Origin of the sequence: Microbacterium psychrotolerans (genome assembly GCF_031085295.1) — a bacterium.
Lineage (GTDB): Bacteria > Actinomycetota > Actinomycetes > Actinomycetales > Microbacteriaceae > Microbacterium > Microbacterium psychrotolerans.
The window spans coordinates 230163-246932 of the sequence record NZ_JAVFWO010000006.1 but is presented as its reverse complement, the minus strand read 5'-3'; the positions used below and the strand labels follow the sequence as shown (position 1 = coordinate 246932).

15 protein-coding genes are annotated in these 16770 nt (G+C 70.5%); 7 read left to right on the top strand and 8 right to left on the bottom strand.

The genetic code is table 11. From position 1 onward, the window contains the following. On the bottom strand, positions 1-628 hold a 628-nt coding region (locus Q9R08_RS18795; RefSeq protein WP_308869702.1), incomplete at its 3' end, for an FAD-dependent oxidoreductase. After that, positions 621-1679, bottom strand: a complete 1059-nt coding sequence (gene hemE / locus Q9R08_RS18790) for a uroporphyrinogen decarboxylase (protein ID WP_308869701.1) — start codon at positions 1677-1679, stop codon at positions 621-623. The genes hemE and Q9R08_RS18795, both read right to left, overlap by 8 nt. A gap of 17 nt (positions 1680-1696) precedes the next feature. Between hemE and Q9R08_RS18785 the strand changes: the two genes are divergently transcribed. From Q9R08_RS18785 to Q9R08_RS18765, 5 genes are all read left to right on the top strand, one after another. Beyond that, complete coding sequence (locus Q9R08_RS18785) at positions 1697-2944, top strand: glutamyl-tRNA reductase (protein ID WP_308869700.1); 1248 nt, start codon at positions 1697-1699, stop codon at positions 2942-2944. A 42-nt stretch (positions 2945-2986) separates the two neighbouring features. Then, positions 2987-3826 carry a MerR family transcriptional regulator gene (locus tag Q9R08_RS18780; protein ID WP_308869699.1) on the top strand — a complete coding sequence of 280 codons (840 nt, stop codon included), beginning with the start codon at positions 2987-2989 and terminating at the stop codon, positions 3824-3826. A 93-nt stretch (positions 3827-3919) separates the two neighbouring features. Beyond that, complete coding sequence (locus tag Q9R08_RS18775) at positions 3920-4519, top strand: ArsR/SmtB family transcription factor (RefSeq protein ID WP_308869698.1); 600 nt, start codon at positions 3920-3922, stop codon at positions 4517-4519. Further along, positions 4516-5760, top strand: coding sequence for an MFS transporter (locus Q9R08_RS18770; RefSeq protein ID WP_308869697.1), 1245 nt, complete (start codon positions 4516-4518; stop codon positions 5758-5760). Before Q9R08_RS18775 ends, Q9R08_RS18770 begins: the two co-directional genes overlap by 4 nt. Before the next feature lie 176 nt (positions 5761-5936). Further along, on the top strand, positions 5937-7277 hold the full coding sequence (locus Q9R08_RS18765; RefSeq protein ID WP_308869696.1) for an HNH endonuclease: 1341 nt from the start codon (positions 5937-5939) through the stop codon (positions 7275-7277). Between the two features lie 114 nt (positions 7278-7391). Here Q9R08_RS18765 and Q9R08_RS18760 read toward each other — a convergent pair whose 3' ends face one another. From Q9R08_RS18760 to Q9R08_RS18750, 3 genes are all read right to left on the bottom strand, one after another. Then, positions 7392-8276, bottom strand: a complete 885-nt coding sequence (locus Q9R08_RS18760; protein WP_308869695.1) for a ZIP family metal transporter — start codon at positions 8274-8276, stop codon at positions 7392-7394. A gap of 103 nt (positions 8277-8379) precedes the next feature. Further along, entirely contained in the window at positions 8380-9972 is a 1593-nt protein-coding gene (locus Q9R08_RS18755; RefSeq protein ID WP_308869694.1) for an AMP-binding protein, read from the bottom strand. 176 nt (positions 9973-10148) lie between these two features. Then, on the bottom strand, positions 10149-11234 hold the full coding sequence (locus Q9R08_RS18750; protein WP_308869693.1) for a Glu/Leu/Phe/Val dehydrogenase family protein: 1086 nt from the start codon (positions 11232-11234) through the stop codon (positions 10149-10151). 192 nt (positions 11235-11426) lie between these two features. Between Q9R08_RS18750 and Q9R08_RS18745 the strand changes: the two genes are divergently transcribed. Next, complete coding sequence (locus Q9R08_RS18745) at positions 11427-12224, top strand: methyltransferase domain-containing protein (protein ID WP_308869692.1); 798 nt, start codon at positions 11427-11429, stop codon at positions 12222-12224. 9 nt (positions 12225-12233) lie between these two features. After that, the gene (locus Q9R08_RS18740; RefSeq protein ID WP_308869691.1) at positions 12234-12716 is read left to right on the top strand and encodes a YbaK/EbsC family protein; all 483 of its coding nucleotides are present in this window, start codon (positions 12234-12236) and stop codon (positions 12714-12716) included. A gap of 15 nt (positions 12717-12731) precedes the next feature. Here the strand turns inward: Q9R08_RS18740 and Q9R08_RS18735 are convergent, their stop codons facing one another. The 3 genes from Q9R08_RS18735 to Q9R08_RS18725 are packed head-to-tail and all read right to left on the bottom strand — an operon-like array spanning position 12732 to position 16770. Next, positions 12732-14690 (bottom strand): glycogen debranching N-terminal domain-containing protein, encoded by a 1959-nt coding sequence (locus tag Q9R08_RS18735; protein ID WP_308869690.1) that lies wholly within the window; start codon positions 14688-14690, stop codon positions 12732-12734. Continuing rightward, on the bottom strand, positions 14687-15598 hold the full coding sequence (locus tag Q9R08_RS18730) for a carbohydrate ABC transporter permease (RefSeq protein ID WP_308869689.1): 912 nt from the start codon (positions 15596-15598) through the stop codon (positions 14687-14689). The genes Q9R08_RS18735 and Q9R08_RS18730 overlap by 4 nt, the downstream gene beginning before the upstream one ends. After that, positions 15595-16770, bottom strand: coding sequence for a carbohydrate ABC transporter permease (locus Q9R08_RS18725; protein WP_308869688.1), 1176 nt, complete (start codon positions 16768-16770; stop codon positions 15595-15597). Before Q9R08_RS18725 ends, Q9R08_RS18730 begins: the two co-directional genes overlap by 4 nt.

Genomic DNA, 16770 nt, shown 5'->3' with positions numbered 1-16770 from the left:
GGGCGGCGGCGCGCAGCTGCGCGACGGCGCCGCCGAGCGACCCGGCGCTCGCGAGGGCGTCGGCGAGCCCGGGATGCGCGCGGGCGACGGGCAGGTCGTCGGGATGCTGCGAGTGGACGCCGTGCACGACGGGCGCGACCAGCAGGTCGAGCATCTCGTCGCCGTAGCGCTCGCGGACGAGGGCTCCGAGTGTGGACGGCATCGCTCCCAGCGGCCGGGCGTCGAGCTCGACCGCCTGCTCCGCGGCGGGCCGGCCGATCACGCGCACCACGTCGTCGGCGAGCGGATCGGACGGGATGCCGAGGAGCGCCGTCGCCGGCAGCGGCACCGCGTCGCCGATCACCGGCTGGAGCCAGGCGGGCCCGGGCGCGGGAGCGACGATGTCGTCGGCCAGGCCGAGCTCCGCCAGCAGGGCCGCGACGACCCCGCCACGGACGGCGAAGCTCTCGGCTCCGGCATCCAGCGCGATTCCGCCGACGTCGTGCCGCGCGACCGTTCCGCCCAGGCGATCGGATGCCTCGAACACGGTCACCGCCGCGCCCGACGCCGCGAGCCGGCGGGCGACGACCAGGCCCGCGACGCCGCCCCCGACGACGGAGAAGCGTCCGGCCGCGGTGGATTCAGCCATGCGCGTGGACGAACTCCACGATGCGCGTCAGCACGGTCGGGTCGGTGTCGGGCGGAACGCCGTGGCCGAGATTCAGCACGTGGGCGCGTGCCGCACGGCCGCGTTCCAGCACATCGACGATGTGGGCCTCGAGCACGGGCCACGGGGCGCGCAGCAGCGCCGGGTCGATGTTGCCCTGCACCGACACGTCGGGGCCGAGTCGCTTGACGGCCTCGTCGAGCGGCAGGCGCCAGTCGACGCCGACCGTGTCGACGCCGACGTCGCGCATCGCGGCGAGCAGTTCGCCGGTGCCGACGCCGAAGTGCACGAGAGGCACGCCCAGCTCGCGCACCGGCTCGAGGGCCCGCGCCGAGAAGGGCGCGACGTGACGGGTGTAGTCGGAGAGGCTCAGGGAGCCCGCCCACGAGTCGAAGAGCTGGCCGGCGGACGCGCCCGCCTCGATCTGCGCCGCGAGGAACGCGCCGGTGATCTCCGCACACCACGTCAGCAGCGCCGACCAGGTCTCGGCGTCGGAGTGCATGAGCGCGCGGGTCTTGAGCTGCTCCTTCGACGGCCCGCCCTCGACGAGGTACGACGCCAGCGTGTAGGGGGCGCCGGCGAAGCCGATGAGCGGCGTCGAGCCCAGCTGGGCGACCGTGAGGGCGACCGCGTCACGGATGGGTGCGAGTGCTTCGGGTTCGAGCGGAGGCAGGGCCGCGACATCCGCCGCCGTCCGCACGGGGTTCTCGAGAACCGGTCCGCGCCCGGCGACGATGCGCACATCGACGCCCGACAGGCGCACCGGGATCACGATGTCGCTGAAGAAGATCCCCGCGTCCACGCCGTGACGGCGCACGGGCTGCAGCGTGATCTCGCTGGCGAGCTCGGGGTTCAGGCAGGCGTCGAGCATGTCGGTGCCCACGCGCAGCTCGCGGTATTCGGGCAGGGAGCGCCCCGCCTGGCGCATGAACCACACCGGCGTCCTGGTCGGCTGCTCACCGCGATACGCGCGTATCAGGGGAGGGGGATCGTTTCTCTGAAGAACGGAAGGGTGAGAGTCATGCAAAGACACACGTTAAGATTAGAGTCGTGCTCCTCTGTCTGACCGCGAACCACCGGAACGCGAGCCTCGACATCCTGGAGCGTCTCTCTGTGGGAGCGCCCACGGCGACGCGCGCTCTCGTGGATGACGAGCTCTTCGTCTCCGGCGCCGTCGTGCTCGCCACCTGCAATCGGTTCGAGGCGTATCTCGACATCGACGAGCCGCTCACCGGCGGCGAGGCCGTCGCGGTGGAGTCGGTCGTCGAGGCGATGGCCGAGGCATCGGGCGTCTCCGTCGACCTGCTGCGCGCATCTGTCGCGGTGCACCAGGGAGCGGATGCCGCAGCCCACCTGTTCGCCGTCACCAGCGGGCTCGAGTCGATGGTCGTCGGCGAAGACGAGATCTCGGGCCAGGTGCGTCGTGCTCTCGACGCCGCCCGCGCGGACGGCATGACCAGCAGCGAGCTGGAGCGCCTGTTCCAGAAGGCAACCCACACCAGCCGTGGCGTGCGCAACCGCACCCAGCTGCGCGGCGCTCACCGTTCGCTCGTGCGCCTCGCCCTCGAACTCGCCTCGAGCCGCGTCGCCGACTGGGCCGCCGCGCGCGTCGTGCTCGTCGGCACGGGACGCTACGCCGCGCGCACCGTCGACGCGCTGCGCGCTCGCAGCGCCGGCGACATCCACGTCTTCTCTCCCTCGGGTCGCGCGCAGACCTTCGCCACGCAGCACGGGCTCATCCCGGTGTCGGACTTCGCGGCCGCCGCGGCCGAGGCCGACGTCGTGATCACCTGCACCGCCGACGCCGTGGTGCACGCCGACGCCTTCGTGCCCGGACACCGGGTGCTCGTGATCGACCTCGGTCTTCCGCGCAACGTCGACCCCGCCGTCGGCGACGTCGAAGCCGTCGAGCTGCTCGACCTCGAGACGATTCGCCTGCACGCTCCGTTGCAGGAGTTCAGTGCCCACGCCGATGCGCGCGCGATCGTGGGCGACGCGGCGACCGAGTTCCACGCCGACCGCCTGGCTGGGCCGGCCATCACGACGCTGCGCACCGAGGTGCTGGGCATCGTCGAGCAGGAGATCGCCCGCGCGCGCGCACGCGGCGCCGGCGACGAGACCGAGGCCGCGCTGCGCCATCTCGCCGGGGTGCTGCTGCACCGTCCGTCGGTCCGCATCCGCGAACTCGCGGTCGAGGGCCGCCTCGACGAGGTCACCGCGGCGCTCGAGACCCTCCACGGGCTCACGGTCGACGACGAGGGCCCCGCCGAGGGCCAGGCCTGGTCGGCATCGGCCTGATCCGCCGTTCCTGTTGACCCTCACGCTGTGTCAGGGTCGAGCATGGGCTCCACCATGTACACCATCGGAGAGTTCGCCGCCTTCGGGCGCGTGAGCGTGCGGATGCTGCGGCACTACGACGCGATCGGACTGCTGCAGCCCGTGCGGGTCGACGGCCGCAGCGGCTACCGGTACTACGGGGCGGACCAGCTCCGCGACCTGCTGCGCATCGTCGAGCTGCGTCAGCTGGGCTGCGGGCTGGACGACATCGCAGTCGTGCTCGGGGCCGACGACGAGCGGGAGGCGCTGCACGCGCTCCTCGTCCGCCGAGGCGCCGAGCTCGAGGCATCCGTCGCCGTCGACACCGCACGGATCGCCCTGATCGGCGAGCGCCTCCGCGCCCTGGAAGGAGACGTGGACACCATGTCCGCACCCATCGAATACCGCCCCATCGACCCTGTCACCGTCTACGCCGTCGAGGGGCGCGCGCCGGGGGCCGGTCCCGAGAACGTGTCGCCGGTCATCGACCCGCTGCTGGGCCGCCTGACCGGTGCCCTCCGCGCCGCGGGACGTGATCTCATCGAGCCCGGCATCTTCTGGTACGAAGACGTCGAGGGCTCGGAGGAGCTCGGTGTGCACGTCTCGTTCACCGCCGACGACGTGCCACAGCCGGGGGAGGGCTACGACGTGGTGGAGCTCCCCGCCGTGCCGCTCGCCGCAGTCGTCACGCACCGCGGCGACATGCCCAGCATCGGCGAGTCGTACAGCCTCCTGATGAACGGCCTCATCGACGACGGCTACCGCATGGTCGGCCCGTGCCGGGAGGTCTATCTCGTTGCCGAGCCCGATATCCCGCAGTCGGACTGGATCACCGAGCTGCAGGTACCCGTGGAGAAGGACTGACGCGAACGTCGCGCTGCCGAACAGGGGGATGCACCCGTTCTTCATTCTAAAGAAGTCTTGCGAAAGACTTCTTTAGAATCTATCGTTGCCCGCATGCCCACCGACGATCGGCCGTTCCCCCGCTCGGCGCGACGCGAGCGCATCACCGACCCGGAACGCATTCGGGCGCTCGCGCATCCCGTGCGGATCGCTCTGCTCGACTACCTGGGCGATGTCGCCGAGGCGACGGCGACGGAGTGCGCGGAGGCGCTCGGAGAGTCGCCGGCCAGCTGCTCGTTCCACCTGCGGATGCTGGAGAAGTACGGCTACATCGAACGTGCCGAACGGCGCGGGCGTGAGAAGCCGTGGCGGGTGCGGGTCGCGGACTTCGACATGCGGCCCGATCCGGAGGTTCCGGGGTCCCTGCTGGCGGTGCAGGCGGTGGCGTCCCTCGGGCTCGAGTCGGAGTTCCTCCGCGCGATGGACTGGTTCTCGCGCATCGATCGGGAACCCGACGAGTGGGTGCAGGCGACCACGTTCACCCGCTCGTCGTTCTGGGCCACCGCCGAGGAGCTCGCCGAGCTCAGCCGCGACGTGCAGAACCTCACCGACCGATTCGCCGGCCGTCACACCGACCCGTCGAAGCGGCCGCCGGGCGCGCGCTACTCCCGGTACTTCGCCGTCGTGAACCCAGAGCCCGAGGAGCAGCGGTGACGGCCGCGGCCGAGCGGCGCGGCGGCATCCGACCGCCCGTCGCGTGGTCTGCGCCGGGTTTCCCGCGCCTCGCAGCAGGGTGGGTGGCCACCAACCTCGGCGACAGTGCGCTGTTCCTCATGGTCGCGGTGTGGGTGAAGGAGCTCACAGGATCGGACGTGGCGGCCGGGTTCGTGTTCGTCGCACTGGGGCTCCCGGCCATCCTGGCGCCGTTCATCGGGATGATGGCTGACCGGATGCCGCGCCGCCGGCTGCTCGTGATCAACAACGTCGCGCTGGTGCCCGTCGTGCTGTCGCTGCTGCTGGTGTCGGGTGCCGGTCAGCTCTGGCTCGTGTACGCGGTCGTGTTCGTCTACAGCGCTGCGGGCTACGTGACCGCGTCGGCGCAATCGGGGATCATCCGGGCGATGCTGCGCGACGAGCAGCTCGCGTCGGGCAACGGCGTGCTCTCGACCATCGACAACGGGCTGCGGCTGGTCTCGCCGCTCATCGGCACCGCGCTGTACGTGTGGCTGGGTGCACCTGCGGTGATCGTGCTCACGGCGGCGTGCTTCGCCGCGGCGGCGATCATCGTCGCGGGGCTGCCGGTGGGAGCGGCGGCGCCTGAGCGCGAGGTGCAGCGCGGATACTTCCGGGAGCTGGTCGCGGGGTTCGAGCAGCTGTTCGCCCCGCAGAGCCTGCGTGTCGTGACAATCGCCGCGGCGATCGGCTTCGGCGCGACCGGGCTGCTCAACATCGTGGTGTTCCCGGCTCTGGATGCGATGCGCGTGGACCCGGTCGCGATAGGCGTGCTGGTGCCCATCCAGGGCGCGGGGGCGGTGCTCGGCGGCATCCTGTCGGCGACGATCGTCACGCGCTGGGGCGAGGGGCGGGCGGCTGCACTCGGCCTGCTGCTCGTCGCGGCCGGCAGCGTTCCGTTCGCCTTCGGCTCGGTCGTGCTGGGCGGGGCGGGGATGTTCGTGATGGGCATCGGCATCCCGATCACGGTCGTCGCGTTCTCGACGCTCCGCCAGCGGATGACGCCGGACGCCCTGCAGGGACGCACCGGAGCCGCCGCGAACGTGCTGGTCAACCTGCCCCAGACGCTCGTGTCGATCATCGGCGCCGGTCTGCTCATCTTCGTCGACTACCGGGTGCTGATCTGGGTGGCGGTCGGGGCGGTGGTCGTCGGGGCTGCGACGGCGCTGCGGGCGCGGAGGGCTCCCGCGTTGGCGGACGCCGGGGCGCTGCCGCTGGAGTGAGGGAAGGGGTCGGCGGCACCCGTGTGGTGAGGGCGGGGGTTCCGGGCGGGTGCCGGGGGTCCGGGGGTCGGGCTGGGTGAGGGCGGGTACCCCGGGCCCGCCTGGGTGAGAGTGGGGGCCGGCATCCTTGCAAGAGATTCGTTGCGAAGTTCGAAACTATGTTCTAAACTGGACGCATGACTCACGGCCCCACTCCGCCACTCCATGACGTGGCGGAGTGCTGGGATGACGACGTGGACGATTTCATTCCGCCGGTGCCGGACGCCGTGGACTTGGTGCTGGAGACCGCGACCATGCTGTCGGTTTTCGCGGCGGAGCGACTTCGCCGGATCGAGGCGCTGCGTCGCGAAGAACTCGCCCTCATCATCGGCCTCGGTGCCGGCACTATAGACGTGGCAGAGCGCTCCATCCGACTCGAGCTGTCGGCCGCCATGCGTATCACCGAGTACGCAGCGGGCCGTCTGCTTCTGCAGGCCGATGCTCTGGTGAACCGCTACCCGAGCGCGTTGGATGCTCTCGGCGAGGCGCGGATCACGGAGAAGCACGCCGAGTTCCTCGTCGACCTCCTGGACCAGGTGATGCCCGAGCTGCGTGCCGACGTCGTCGACCGCGCGGTGGCGCTGGCCGAGGCTGAGCCGGTCGGAACCTTTCGGCGCCGCCTGCGTGATCTCATCGCCCAGGTCGAAGCCAAGACGCTCGAGGAGCGATACGCGTCAGCGGTCGCCGGTCGGCGGATCGCGATCGAAGCCGGCAGCGACGGTATGGGCCTTCTGCTGCTGAATGCGCCCCTCGTGGAGCTGCAGGCGATCCACGGCCGAGCCACGGCGATGGCGAAGGCGATCAAAGCCACGGAGGGCGAGACTCGCACACTGGACCAGATCCGCGCCGATGTCGTCTCCGACTTGCTCATCGACGGTACGACCGCGCATGTTTCCGCCACGGCGTCCGGTATCCGGGCGTCGGTGGTCGTGACGGTTCCGGCGCTGTCGCTTCTGGCTGAGAACGCAGGCACGACGGGAGATGCTCCGGTTGTCGAGGGCGTCGGACCGATCCCGCTCTCGCAGGCCCGCGAACTGTGCGGCGGCGACTCGAAGCGGATGCGGGTGCTCACTCATCCCGAGACCGGCATGGTCCTCTCCGTGGGACGTGAACAGTATTCGCCGCCGCCGGCCCTCCGAAAGCTGGTGAAGTGGCGAGCGGATCGGTGCATGGGACCGGGATGCGGTGTGCCCGCCTCGCGATGCGAGGTCGACCACCAGGTGGCGTGGAGTCGCGAGGACGGCGAGACGAGCCTCGACAACCTCGCGCCACTCTGCAAAGGCCATCACACCGTGAAGCATCACGGCGGCTGGGACGTGCAGCAGATCGCCGGGAGCGGCGGGGCTGTCGGGTGGACCTCGCCCACCGGGCGGCGGTACGTCGTGGCGCCGGAACGCAGGGTGCCCACCGTCAGGGTCGCGGGCGGCGAAGGTGCCCGCGACTGCGATGGGGCAGGCGTCCACGATGCGCCGTTCTGACGCCGAGGATGAGCTTCCGGTTCGTGGTGACGCGGCCTGGTCGGCGGCAAACGCTCCCCGGAAAGGGTTCCCTCGCGAATCGGGCCAGTCGGTTCGACTGGTGGAGATCCGGACTTACGCGAGCTCGTGGAGGAGGAAGGCGCCGAGGAATCCGATGGTCGCCCACAGACCCGTGAGCGCGTGCTGCTCGTCGAAGGCCTCCGGAATCATCGTGTTACAGACCATGGCCAGCAGGCCGCCGGCCGCGATCGTCGTGATCAACGCGATGAGATCCGGCGACGCCGACTGGAGCAGCACATAGCCGGAGACCGAAGCGACGACGGTCACCAGGGCGATGCCGAGCCACAGCAGCGCGACGAACCGGCCTTGACGTCCGCCGCGCTTCAGAGCCGCCGTCGACCCCAGGCCCTCGGGGATGTTGCTGATCGCGATCGCAGCGACGATGGGGATGCTGATCCCGCCCTGCAGGACCGACAACCCCATCACGATCGATTCCGGGATGCCGTCGATCAAAGCGCCGATCGCGATCACGACGCCCGCACTGCCCGCAGCCCCGGCGGCACGCCGCGCCACGATGTTCGCGGGCACCTCGCTCGGGGCCGGGCGGCGCGCGGAGGCACTGCCCGTCGCGAGCGGAGCAACACCGGCGGAGGCTGTCGCGCCGGCCGTCGCGTCGGGCGTCTGCGGACGGCGTGCGGCCGTGCCCGCGCTCGGAGAAACTGGCTTGTGCTTCCTCGGGCGGGAGACGAGCTGATCCGCGACGATGTAGAGGATCGCGCCGCCGAGGAAGCCTACGGTCGTCGGGACCAGCCCGCCGTCGTCGGCAGCCTCCTCGACGAGTTCGAACGCGAGCGTCGAGATGAGCACACCCGCACCGAGCGCCATGATGCCTGCGACCACGCGCTGCGGGATGTCGACGAACCAGGCGACCGCAGCGCCGACGAGCAGCGTCCCACCGCCGATGAGACCGCTCAGCGCCGCAAGCCACACGCCATCCATGGCGCCAACCTAGTGGCCGCGATGGTAGAACGAGCGAGGCGCGACGAAGGCATCCGACACGCTCGCCCAGTCGACGACCAGAGGAGCGAAGACCCCGGCGGGCTCAGACCGTCGCGGCCTCCCGAGCTCGCAGGTCCTTGCGGAGGATCTTGCCGGCGGTCGACTTGGGGATCGCCTCGATGAACTCCACGCGACGCACCTTCTTGTGCGGGGCCACCTGCTCCGCGACGAACGCCATGACCTCCTCCTCGGTGAGACCCGAGTCGGGCATGGGAACGATGAAGGCCTTGGGGATCTCCTGCTTGTCCTCGTCCAGCACACCGATGACCGCGGCATCCATCACCTTCGGGTGACTGAGCAGCAGCGCCTCGAGCTCGGCCGGAGCGATCTGGTAGCCCTTGTACTTGATGAGCTCCTTCACCCGATCGACGATCGAGAAATACCCGCCCTCGTGGTACACCGCGATGTCGCCGGTGTGGAGATATCCGTCGGCATCGAGCGTCTCGGCCGTCGCCTCGGGCTGGTTGAGGTAGCCGAGCATCACGTTCGGGCCCTTGACCCACAGCTCGCCGGGCTTCGTCACTCCGTCGGCGCCGACCTCGGTGATCTCCTCACCCGTCTCGGTGTCGATGAGCTTGTTGAGCGTGTTCGGCAGCATGACGCCGACCGAGCTCACCGGGATGTCGTAGCGATCCGTGGGCATGGCGTGCGAGACAGGGCTCAGCTCGCTCATGCCGTACCCCTGCATCATGCGGGCGTTGATGCGACGACCGGCGGTCTCCGCGGTCTCGCCATCCAGCGGCGCAGCCCCTGAGAAGACCGTGTGCACGCTCGAGATGTCGAACTGGTCGACGATCGGATGCTTCGCCAGCGCCACCGCGATCGGGGGCGCGATGTAGAGGTACGTGCACTGGAACTTCTGGATGTTCGTGAGGAACTCGACGAGGTCGAACTTCGGCATCGTCACGAGACTCGCCCGCTGGCGCAGCGCGAGATTGAGGAGCACGGTCATGCCGTAGATGTGGAAGAACGGCAGCACCGCCAGAACGCGGTCGCTCTCGCTGAGATCGAGCGCCACACGGCACTGCGCGACGTTCGCGACGAGATTGCGATGCGAGAGCATCACGCCCTTCGGGATGCCGGTCGTGCCCGACGAGTAGGGGAGCACCGCCACATGAGTCGCAGGATCGAACGACACCTCCGGGGCCGGCGCTCCCTCCGAGAGCAGCTCACGCAGGTTCGGATGTCCCGCGGCGCCGTCGAGCACGATGACGCGCTCGTGCGGGATGCCGACCGCCTCGGCGGCGGTCGTCGCCTGGGGGAGCAGCGGGCGGACGGTGATGAGCCACGTCGCCCCGGCATCCCGCAGCTGCTTCTCGATCTCGCCCGCCGTGTAGAGCGAGTTCACGGTCGTCACGGTCGCGCCCGCTCGCAGGATGCCGTGGAACACCGTGGCGAACGCCGGAACGTTCGGGCACAGCAGACCGAGGACCGTGTGGACCTCGACCCCGCGCGCAGCCAGTGCGCCCGCGAACAGATCGATCTGCCCACGAAGTGCGCCGTACGTGGTCTCGGCGCCGGTGGACGGATCGATGAGCGCGACGCGCCCCAGATCCTCGTCGGTCAGGCTCGCGAAGAGGTAGTCGTAGATGCTGAGCTCGGGGATCTCGACATCGGGTTGGGGGCTGGTGAACACCGGATCTCCTTTGATCGCGCGGCGTGAGTCGCCGTGACGGGCCAGGGCCGCGCCGTGCGACCATCATGCCACCCCGGCCGCAGATTCTGGCACGCGATTCCGCGAGGAGTGGAACGCAGTGTCAGGCCGGTGCGCCCGGCCGCCGCCGCAGCGGCAGCCGGGCGCACACGCCTGTGTCAGCGGGCGAGAGCGGGCTGACGGCCACCCGCGGCGAGCCGCTCGGCGGCCAGGCCCTCGGCCGCCTCGAGCGGAGTGACCCCACGCGACTCGGCTTCGTCGAAGATCCGGCGCACGGTGTCGCCGATCTGCCCGACACGCTCCATGATCTCGGTGCGCGTGCCGAGCTGCTTCGCCTCGAGATCGAGATAGATCACACCACCCGCGTTCACCACGAAGTCGGGGGCGTACAGGATGCCGCGACCGGCGAGTCGCGCCGCACCGCTGTGGTCGGCGAGCGGGTTGTTGGCCGGTCCGCACACCGCCTTCGCATCGAGCGCGTCGATGACCTCGTCCGTGAGAAGGCCGCCGATGCCGGCCGGCACGAACACGTCGGCGGGCACCAGGTGCTCCTCGCCCGGGCTGACCCAGTCGGCGCCCAGCTCTGCGGCCAGATCGCGCTTGGCCGGGTTCACGTCCGTCACGGTGAGGCGCGCCCCCTCGGCGGACAGGCGCACCGCGAGACGGCTGCCCACCTGTCCGAGGCCCGAGATCGTGATGCGGCGACCCTCGACGTCGGCGGTGCCGGCGACGCGCTCGAGCGTCGCGCGGAGCGACTCGTAGACCCCGAGGCTCGTCGGCCCGGCCGGCTCGCCCGAGCCACCGACCGTGTCGGGGAGCCCGACGACGTGCTCGGTGCGCTCGCTGACGACGAGCATGTCGTCGGTCGTCGAGCCGACGTCCTCGGCGGTGCGGTAGAGGCCGTGCAGCGATTCGACCGCGTCGCCGAGGTCGAGGAAGGCGGCCCGACGGCGGTCGGCGTCGAGCGTCGTGCCGGGCGGCAGGGCGATGACGGACTTGCCACCACCGGCGTCGAGACCGGCCGCGGCGTTCTTGAGCGTCATTGCGGCCGACAGTCGCAGCGCGTCGCCGAGAGCGTCGCTCCAGTGCGGATACGTCCAGAGACGTGCGCCGCCGAGAGCCGAGCCGAGCACGGACGAGTGCAGCGCGACAGTGATGAACAGGCCGCTGCGCCGTCCGGTGATCACCTCCACCCGCTCGTGTGCGAAATCGGGCAGGGGCAGAGTGGGCACAGTGTGCGTCATCGCGATACTTCCTTCGGCGGGCCTCGTGGGCAGTGCGCTGCGGACGCCGCGGCGTTGCGGCATCCACCCCCATTGGACACCGGTTCGGCGGATTGTTCAAGCCTGCCGTCGGCGAGTGCGCAGAATGCGCGGTCGGTTCTCAGCCTGCTGCGCAGGTGTCAGCAGAGTGCGCGCCGTCGATAGCATCGGTGAATGCCAGACGCCTACACCCACGGTCACCACGAGAGCGTCCTGCGGTCGCACCGCTGGCGCACCGCCGAGAACTCCGCCGCCTACCTGCTGCCGCACCTGCGGCCGGGGGTCTCGGTGCTCGACGTGGGGAGCGGACCGGGCTCGATCACGGCGGATCTCGCGACCCTGGTGGCACCCGGTCGCGTCGTCGGGACGGATGCCTCGGCCGACGTCGTCGCACAGGCGGCCGCCGATCACGCTGCTCCCGGCCTGTCGTTCGAGGTCGGCGACGCCTACGCCCTGGCGTACGAGGACGGCGAGTTCGACGTCGTACATGCCCACCAGGTGCTCCAGCACGTCGATCGGCCCGTCGACATGCTGCGCGAACTCGGCCGCGTCGCGGGTGCGGACGGACTCGTCGCAGCGCGCGACGTCGACTACGAGGGCGTGATCTGGTACCCGCTCATCCCGGCGCTCGACGAATGGCTCGCCCTCTACCTCACGACTCATCGGAGTGTCGCGGGCGAGCCTGCTGCGGGTCGTCGCCTCAAGACCTGGGCACGCGAGGCCGGGCTCACCGACATCCGTGCCACCGCGTCGCTGTGGCTGTTCGAGGACGAGGCCGACCGCGCCTGGTGGGGCGGGATGTGGGCCGACCGCGTGCTGCAGTCGGCGTTCGCCGACTCCGCTCGCGCGACGGGCGCCGACGATGCGCAGCTGCAGCGGATCTCGGACGGCTGGCGGGAGTGGGCCGCGGCCGAAGACGGCTGGCTGCTCATGCCGCACGGCGAGATCCTCGCCCACGGGCGGCGTCGTTAGGCTGATCCGATGACGACGCCCGCCTCGCTTCCCGCCCGCAGCCGTCTCGTCCACGATGCCATCCGTGCCGTCGGCATCACCGGCGACATCGTCGTGCTTCCGGATGCGGCATCCACCGCAGCCCTGGCGGCCGCGGCGCTCGGAGTCGAGGTCGGAGCGATCGCCAACAGCCTGGTCTTCTTCTGCGACGGCGCGCCACTCCTCGTCATGACGAGCGGCGCTCACCGGGTCGACACCGCAGCGCTCGCCGAGCGTCTCGGTCTCGGAAGGATCCAGCGTGCGACGCCCGAGCAGGTGCGGGAGGCCACCGGCCAGGCGATCGGCGGCGTCGCTCCGGCCGGGCACCCCTCGCCGCTGCGCACCGTCGTCGACGAGGACCTCGCCCGGTACCCCGAGATCTGGGCCGCCGGAGGCACTCCGCACACCGTCTTTCCGATGACGTACGACGAACTCGTGCGCCTCACCGACGGGACGATCGCCAAGGTCGACTGAGCATCCGCCGGCCCGTCACTCCCGCAGGATCTCGCGACAGACGATGGCCGCCGCCGCCGACCAGGCCTGCGGCCGGCACGCCGCCGGATAGGGCGTCGGCACGGAGGTCGCGGACGCCGGGTCGCCGGAATGCAGCTCCGGCACCCGATAGCCGAACCCGTCGGCCGCCGCCAGCAGGCCGTCGACGACCTGGCGAGCGGAACCCCAAAGGCCCGCACGCGCCATCCCGTGCGCGCAGATCGCGCTGTCGTGGGTCCAGACGCTGCCGCCGTGATACGACAGCGGCCAGTAGCCCGCGGCCGCCGTGGACATCGTGCGGATGCCGTACCCGCTCGACATCGTGGGCCCCACGAGCAGCGACGCGACGTGGGCTTCGTCATCCGGGTCGAGCAGTCCGGTGCCGAGCAGATGGCCGATGTTACTGGTGAGGGTGTCGACCGGGCGCTTGTCGCGATCGAGGGCGATGGCCGGGTACCGGCCCTCCGGAGTCCGGACCCAATAGGCCTCGGCGAACCGCGCCCGCAGTCGCGCCGCCCACGTGCGCAGATCCTCGGGCGCGGGCGCCGCGAGGTTCGGATCGAGGTCCTCGCCGAGCGCCTCGAGCAGGTCTGCCCCCGACATCGCCGCCTCGTACGCGTACGCCTGCACCTCGCAGAGCGCGATCGGCCCGTGGGCGAGTGTGCCGTCGCGCCACTGGATCGAGTCGCCCGAGTCCTTCCAGCCCTGATTCGCGAGCCCTCTGCCGGTGCGGTCGACGTAGTCCAGGAAGCCGTCGCCGTCGCTGTCGCCGTGCTCGACGATCCACCGCAGCGCACGGAGGAGCGCTGGAAGCAGGTCGCGCACCTCAGCCTCCGGCATCCCGGCCCGCCACGCGTCCGCCAGGACGCACACCCACAGCGGCGTCGAGTCGACGCTGCCGTAGTACAGCGGCGGCAGGACGATGCCTTCGCCAGGCATCTCGAGGGTCGTCGCGCGCAGCTCGTGCAGGATCTTGCCCGGCTCCTGCGCGGTGTCGGGATCCCTTTCCGTGCCCTGCAGACGGGCGAGCACGCGGAGGGTGGATGCCGCGATCCCGACGTCGACCGGCAGCGTGAGCCGCGCAGCCCACAGCGCGTCGCGCCCGAACAGCGTGAAGAACCACGGCGTCCCCGCGGCGAAGAACTCGTCCTCCGGATCATCGGGAAGCGCCAGGCGCAGGGCGTCGAGATCGCTCAGCGCCGTCTCGAGCCACCGGGCGAGGCGGGGCTGGTCGGAGCGGACCTCCTCGGCGAGCGCTGCCGCGTTCCAGGGGGTGGGACTCGTCGCCTCCCGCACCACCAGCGCGTCGTCGCGGAGTTCGACCGACCACGCCACCTCGGTGCGACCACCCGGGGCTACCTGCACGGGCCAGGTCGCGACGACGTCGTCGCCGTCGGTCTCCAGTCGTGCGCCCGCAGCGCGCAGGACGAACCGCTGCGGGCCTGCCGCGAAGGTGGCACCGGCATCCGGATCCTGCTCGATCCGGATGTCGACCGGGCGGGCACCGGGGAGGCCGGCCTTCAGGTCGTGGAGCGGCGCGAACTCGGGACGGAGGCGCAGCGAGAGCGTCGTCGTGATCGGCGTCATGAGCCGTGAAACGATGGTCAGCGTCTCGGTGAGCCGCCCTGCCGCCACGCGGCGGTCGCGCGTCAGGCGCACCTTGGGGTCCGGGGTGGGGTCGTCGAGGCCGCGCAGCAGCCCGCCGAACACGACCCGGTCGGCGCCGTCCGGCGCCGCCGAGATCCACTCGATCACCGAGTCCGCACACACCAGTGAGATCGCTCGGATGTGGCGCACATCTCCGTGATAGACGCCGTCGATCGCGGCGGCACCGAGCTCGCCGTTCGAGGCCGACCACGCCTGTGTCGGTGCCCGGAACACGATCGTCGCCTCATTCAGCAGGGGCTGCAAGGGCTGCCCGGGACTGGTGGAGGAGGGGAGCGAGGCGGGACTCATTCCTTGACGGCTCCTTCGCTGGCATTCATGATGCGCCGCTGGAAGATGAAGAACATCACGGCGACGGGGACGGTCATGATCAGCGCCGCGGCGAGCTTGATCGGATACTGACTGCCCTGGCTGAGCTGACCCGATGCCAGCGACGCGACGCCCTTGGTGAGGGTGGTCAGCTCCGGCGACTGGGTGGACACGATGAAGTGGGAGAGCTCGTTCCACGAGCCCTGGAACGACAGGATGATGATCGTGATGAGCGCCGGCCGCGCCATCGGCAGCACGACCGACCAGAAGATCCGGAACGTCCCGGCACCGTCGATGCGCGCCTGCTCCTCCACGGACACCGGAATCGACTCGAAGAAGTTCTTCATGATGAACACGCCGGCGGCGTCCACCAGGAGCGGAAGGATCATCCCGGCATAGGAGTCGTAGATGCCCAGCTGATTGATGACCAGGAACCGCGGGATGAGGAGCACCACGCTCGGCACGGCCATCACGGCGATGACGCCGGCGTACACGACGCCGCGCCCACGGAAGTTGAGCCGCGCCAAGGCGTAACCCGCCAGAGACACGAAGAACACGCGCCCGAGCGTCACGCTGATCGTCACGATCGTGGAGTTGCGGAACCACACGGGGAAGTCGCTCCGGAGGAACAGTCGTTCGTACGCCGCGGTCGTCCATGTCTGCGGGACGAGGGCCACGGGGTTGCTCGCCGCCTCGGCGTCGATCTTGAAGGACGTCCCGATCTGGACCAGGAACGGATAGATGTAGAACAGCGCGATCGCGACGAGCAGGACGTAGAGGGCGATCTGCCAGCCGATGCGGGCCGTCTTGCGACGGGCATCGGATGGCGCCCGCGGTGCGGGCGGCTGCGACACCACCGTGGGGGCGACGCCGATGGTCGTGCCGGTCATGATCGCCCTCTCGTGTCAGCGGGATCGGGTGGACTCGGAACCTGATCGGCGGCGACTGTCGCGGGCGTCGCGGTGGCGGGGCGGGTGGGCAGCTGGTACTGCCGCGCACGTCGCCGTGAGACGGGGCGATCGCGCAGCACCCAGCGCTGGAAGATCGTGAACAGCACGATGATCGCGAACAGGATGAACGCGATGGCGGCGCCCTGACCCCAGTGCTGGTCCAGGAAGCCCGCATCGTAGGAGAGATACGCCGGCGTGAGCGTGGTCTTGCCGGGCGCGCCCTGCGTGCCGGTGTAGATCTGGTCGAAGACCTGCCAGCAGCCGATGAGGCCGAGAGTCAGCACCGTGAACAGGGCCGGCTTCAGCTGCGGCAGGGTCACCCGCCAGAACCGCTGCCAGGCGTTGGCTCCGTCGACCATCGCAGCCTCCTGGATCTCGGGGCCGATGTTCTGCAGCGCGGCGAGGAACAGCAGCATGAACGTGCCGCTCGTCGTGAAGATGCCCATGAGGATGATCGCCGACATCGCGACGGAGGGGCCGGCGAGCCAGTTCCACCACGAGACGCCGAGGAAGTCGTTCTCCGTCAGGGCGGCGGGGCCGTCCGTGATGCCGACCGCCGCCAGCGCATTGTGGAGGATCCCGCTCGGGTCGGCCCACCAGTTCGGTCCGTCGATGCCGATCGCGGCGAGGATGGCGTTGACCGGGCCGATCGCGTTGAAGAGGAACAGCCAGAGCACCATGATCGCCACGGTCGCCGTGACGGAGGGGAAGTAGAACGCGGTGCGGAAGAGACCGCGCCCCCGGAGGACGGCGCCGTTGACGAGGACCGCAAGGAAGAGCGACAGCGCCGTCTGCAGTGGGACGACGAGCAGCACGTACCAGGCGTTGTTGCGCATGGCCGTGCCGAAGTCGCGCGTGGCGAGGCCGTCGCCCGTCGTGACGGCCGCGTAGTTCTCGAGGCCCACGAAGCCGACGCCCGACGAGAACGGGCTGCCCCGGCCCGACCAGTCGGAGAAGCTCACCCACAGCGCCATGAAAACCGGGACGAGCAGGAAGACGCCCAGGATGACGATGACGGGGAGGGTGAAGATCCACCCCGCGGCGGCCTCGCCGCGGCGGATCCCCGATCGGGGACTCCGCGCGCGGCGAGGCGCTGTGGCGGTCGCGGTCAT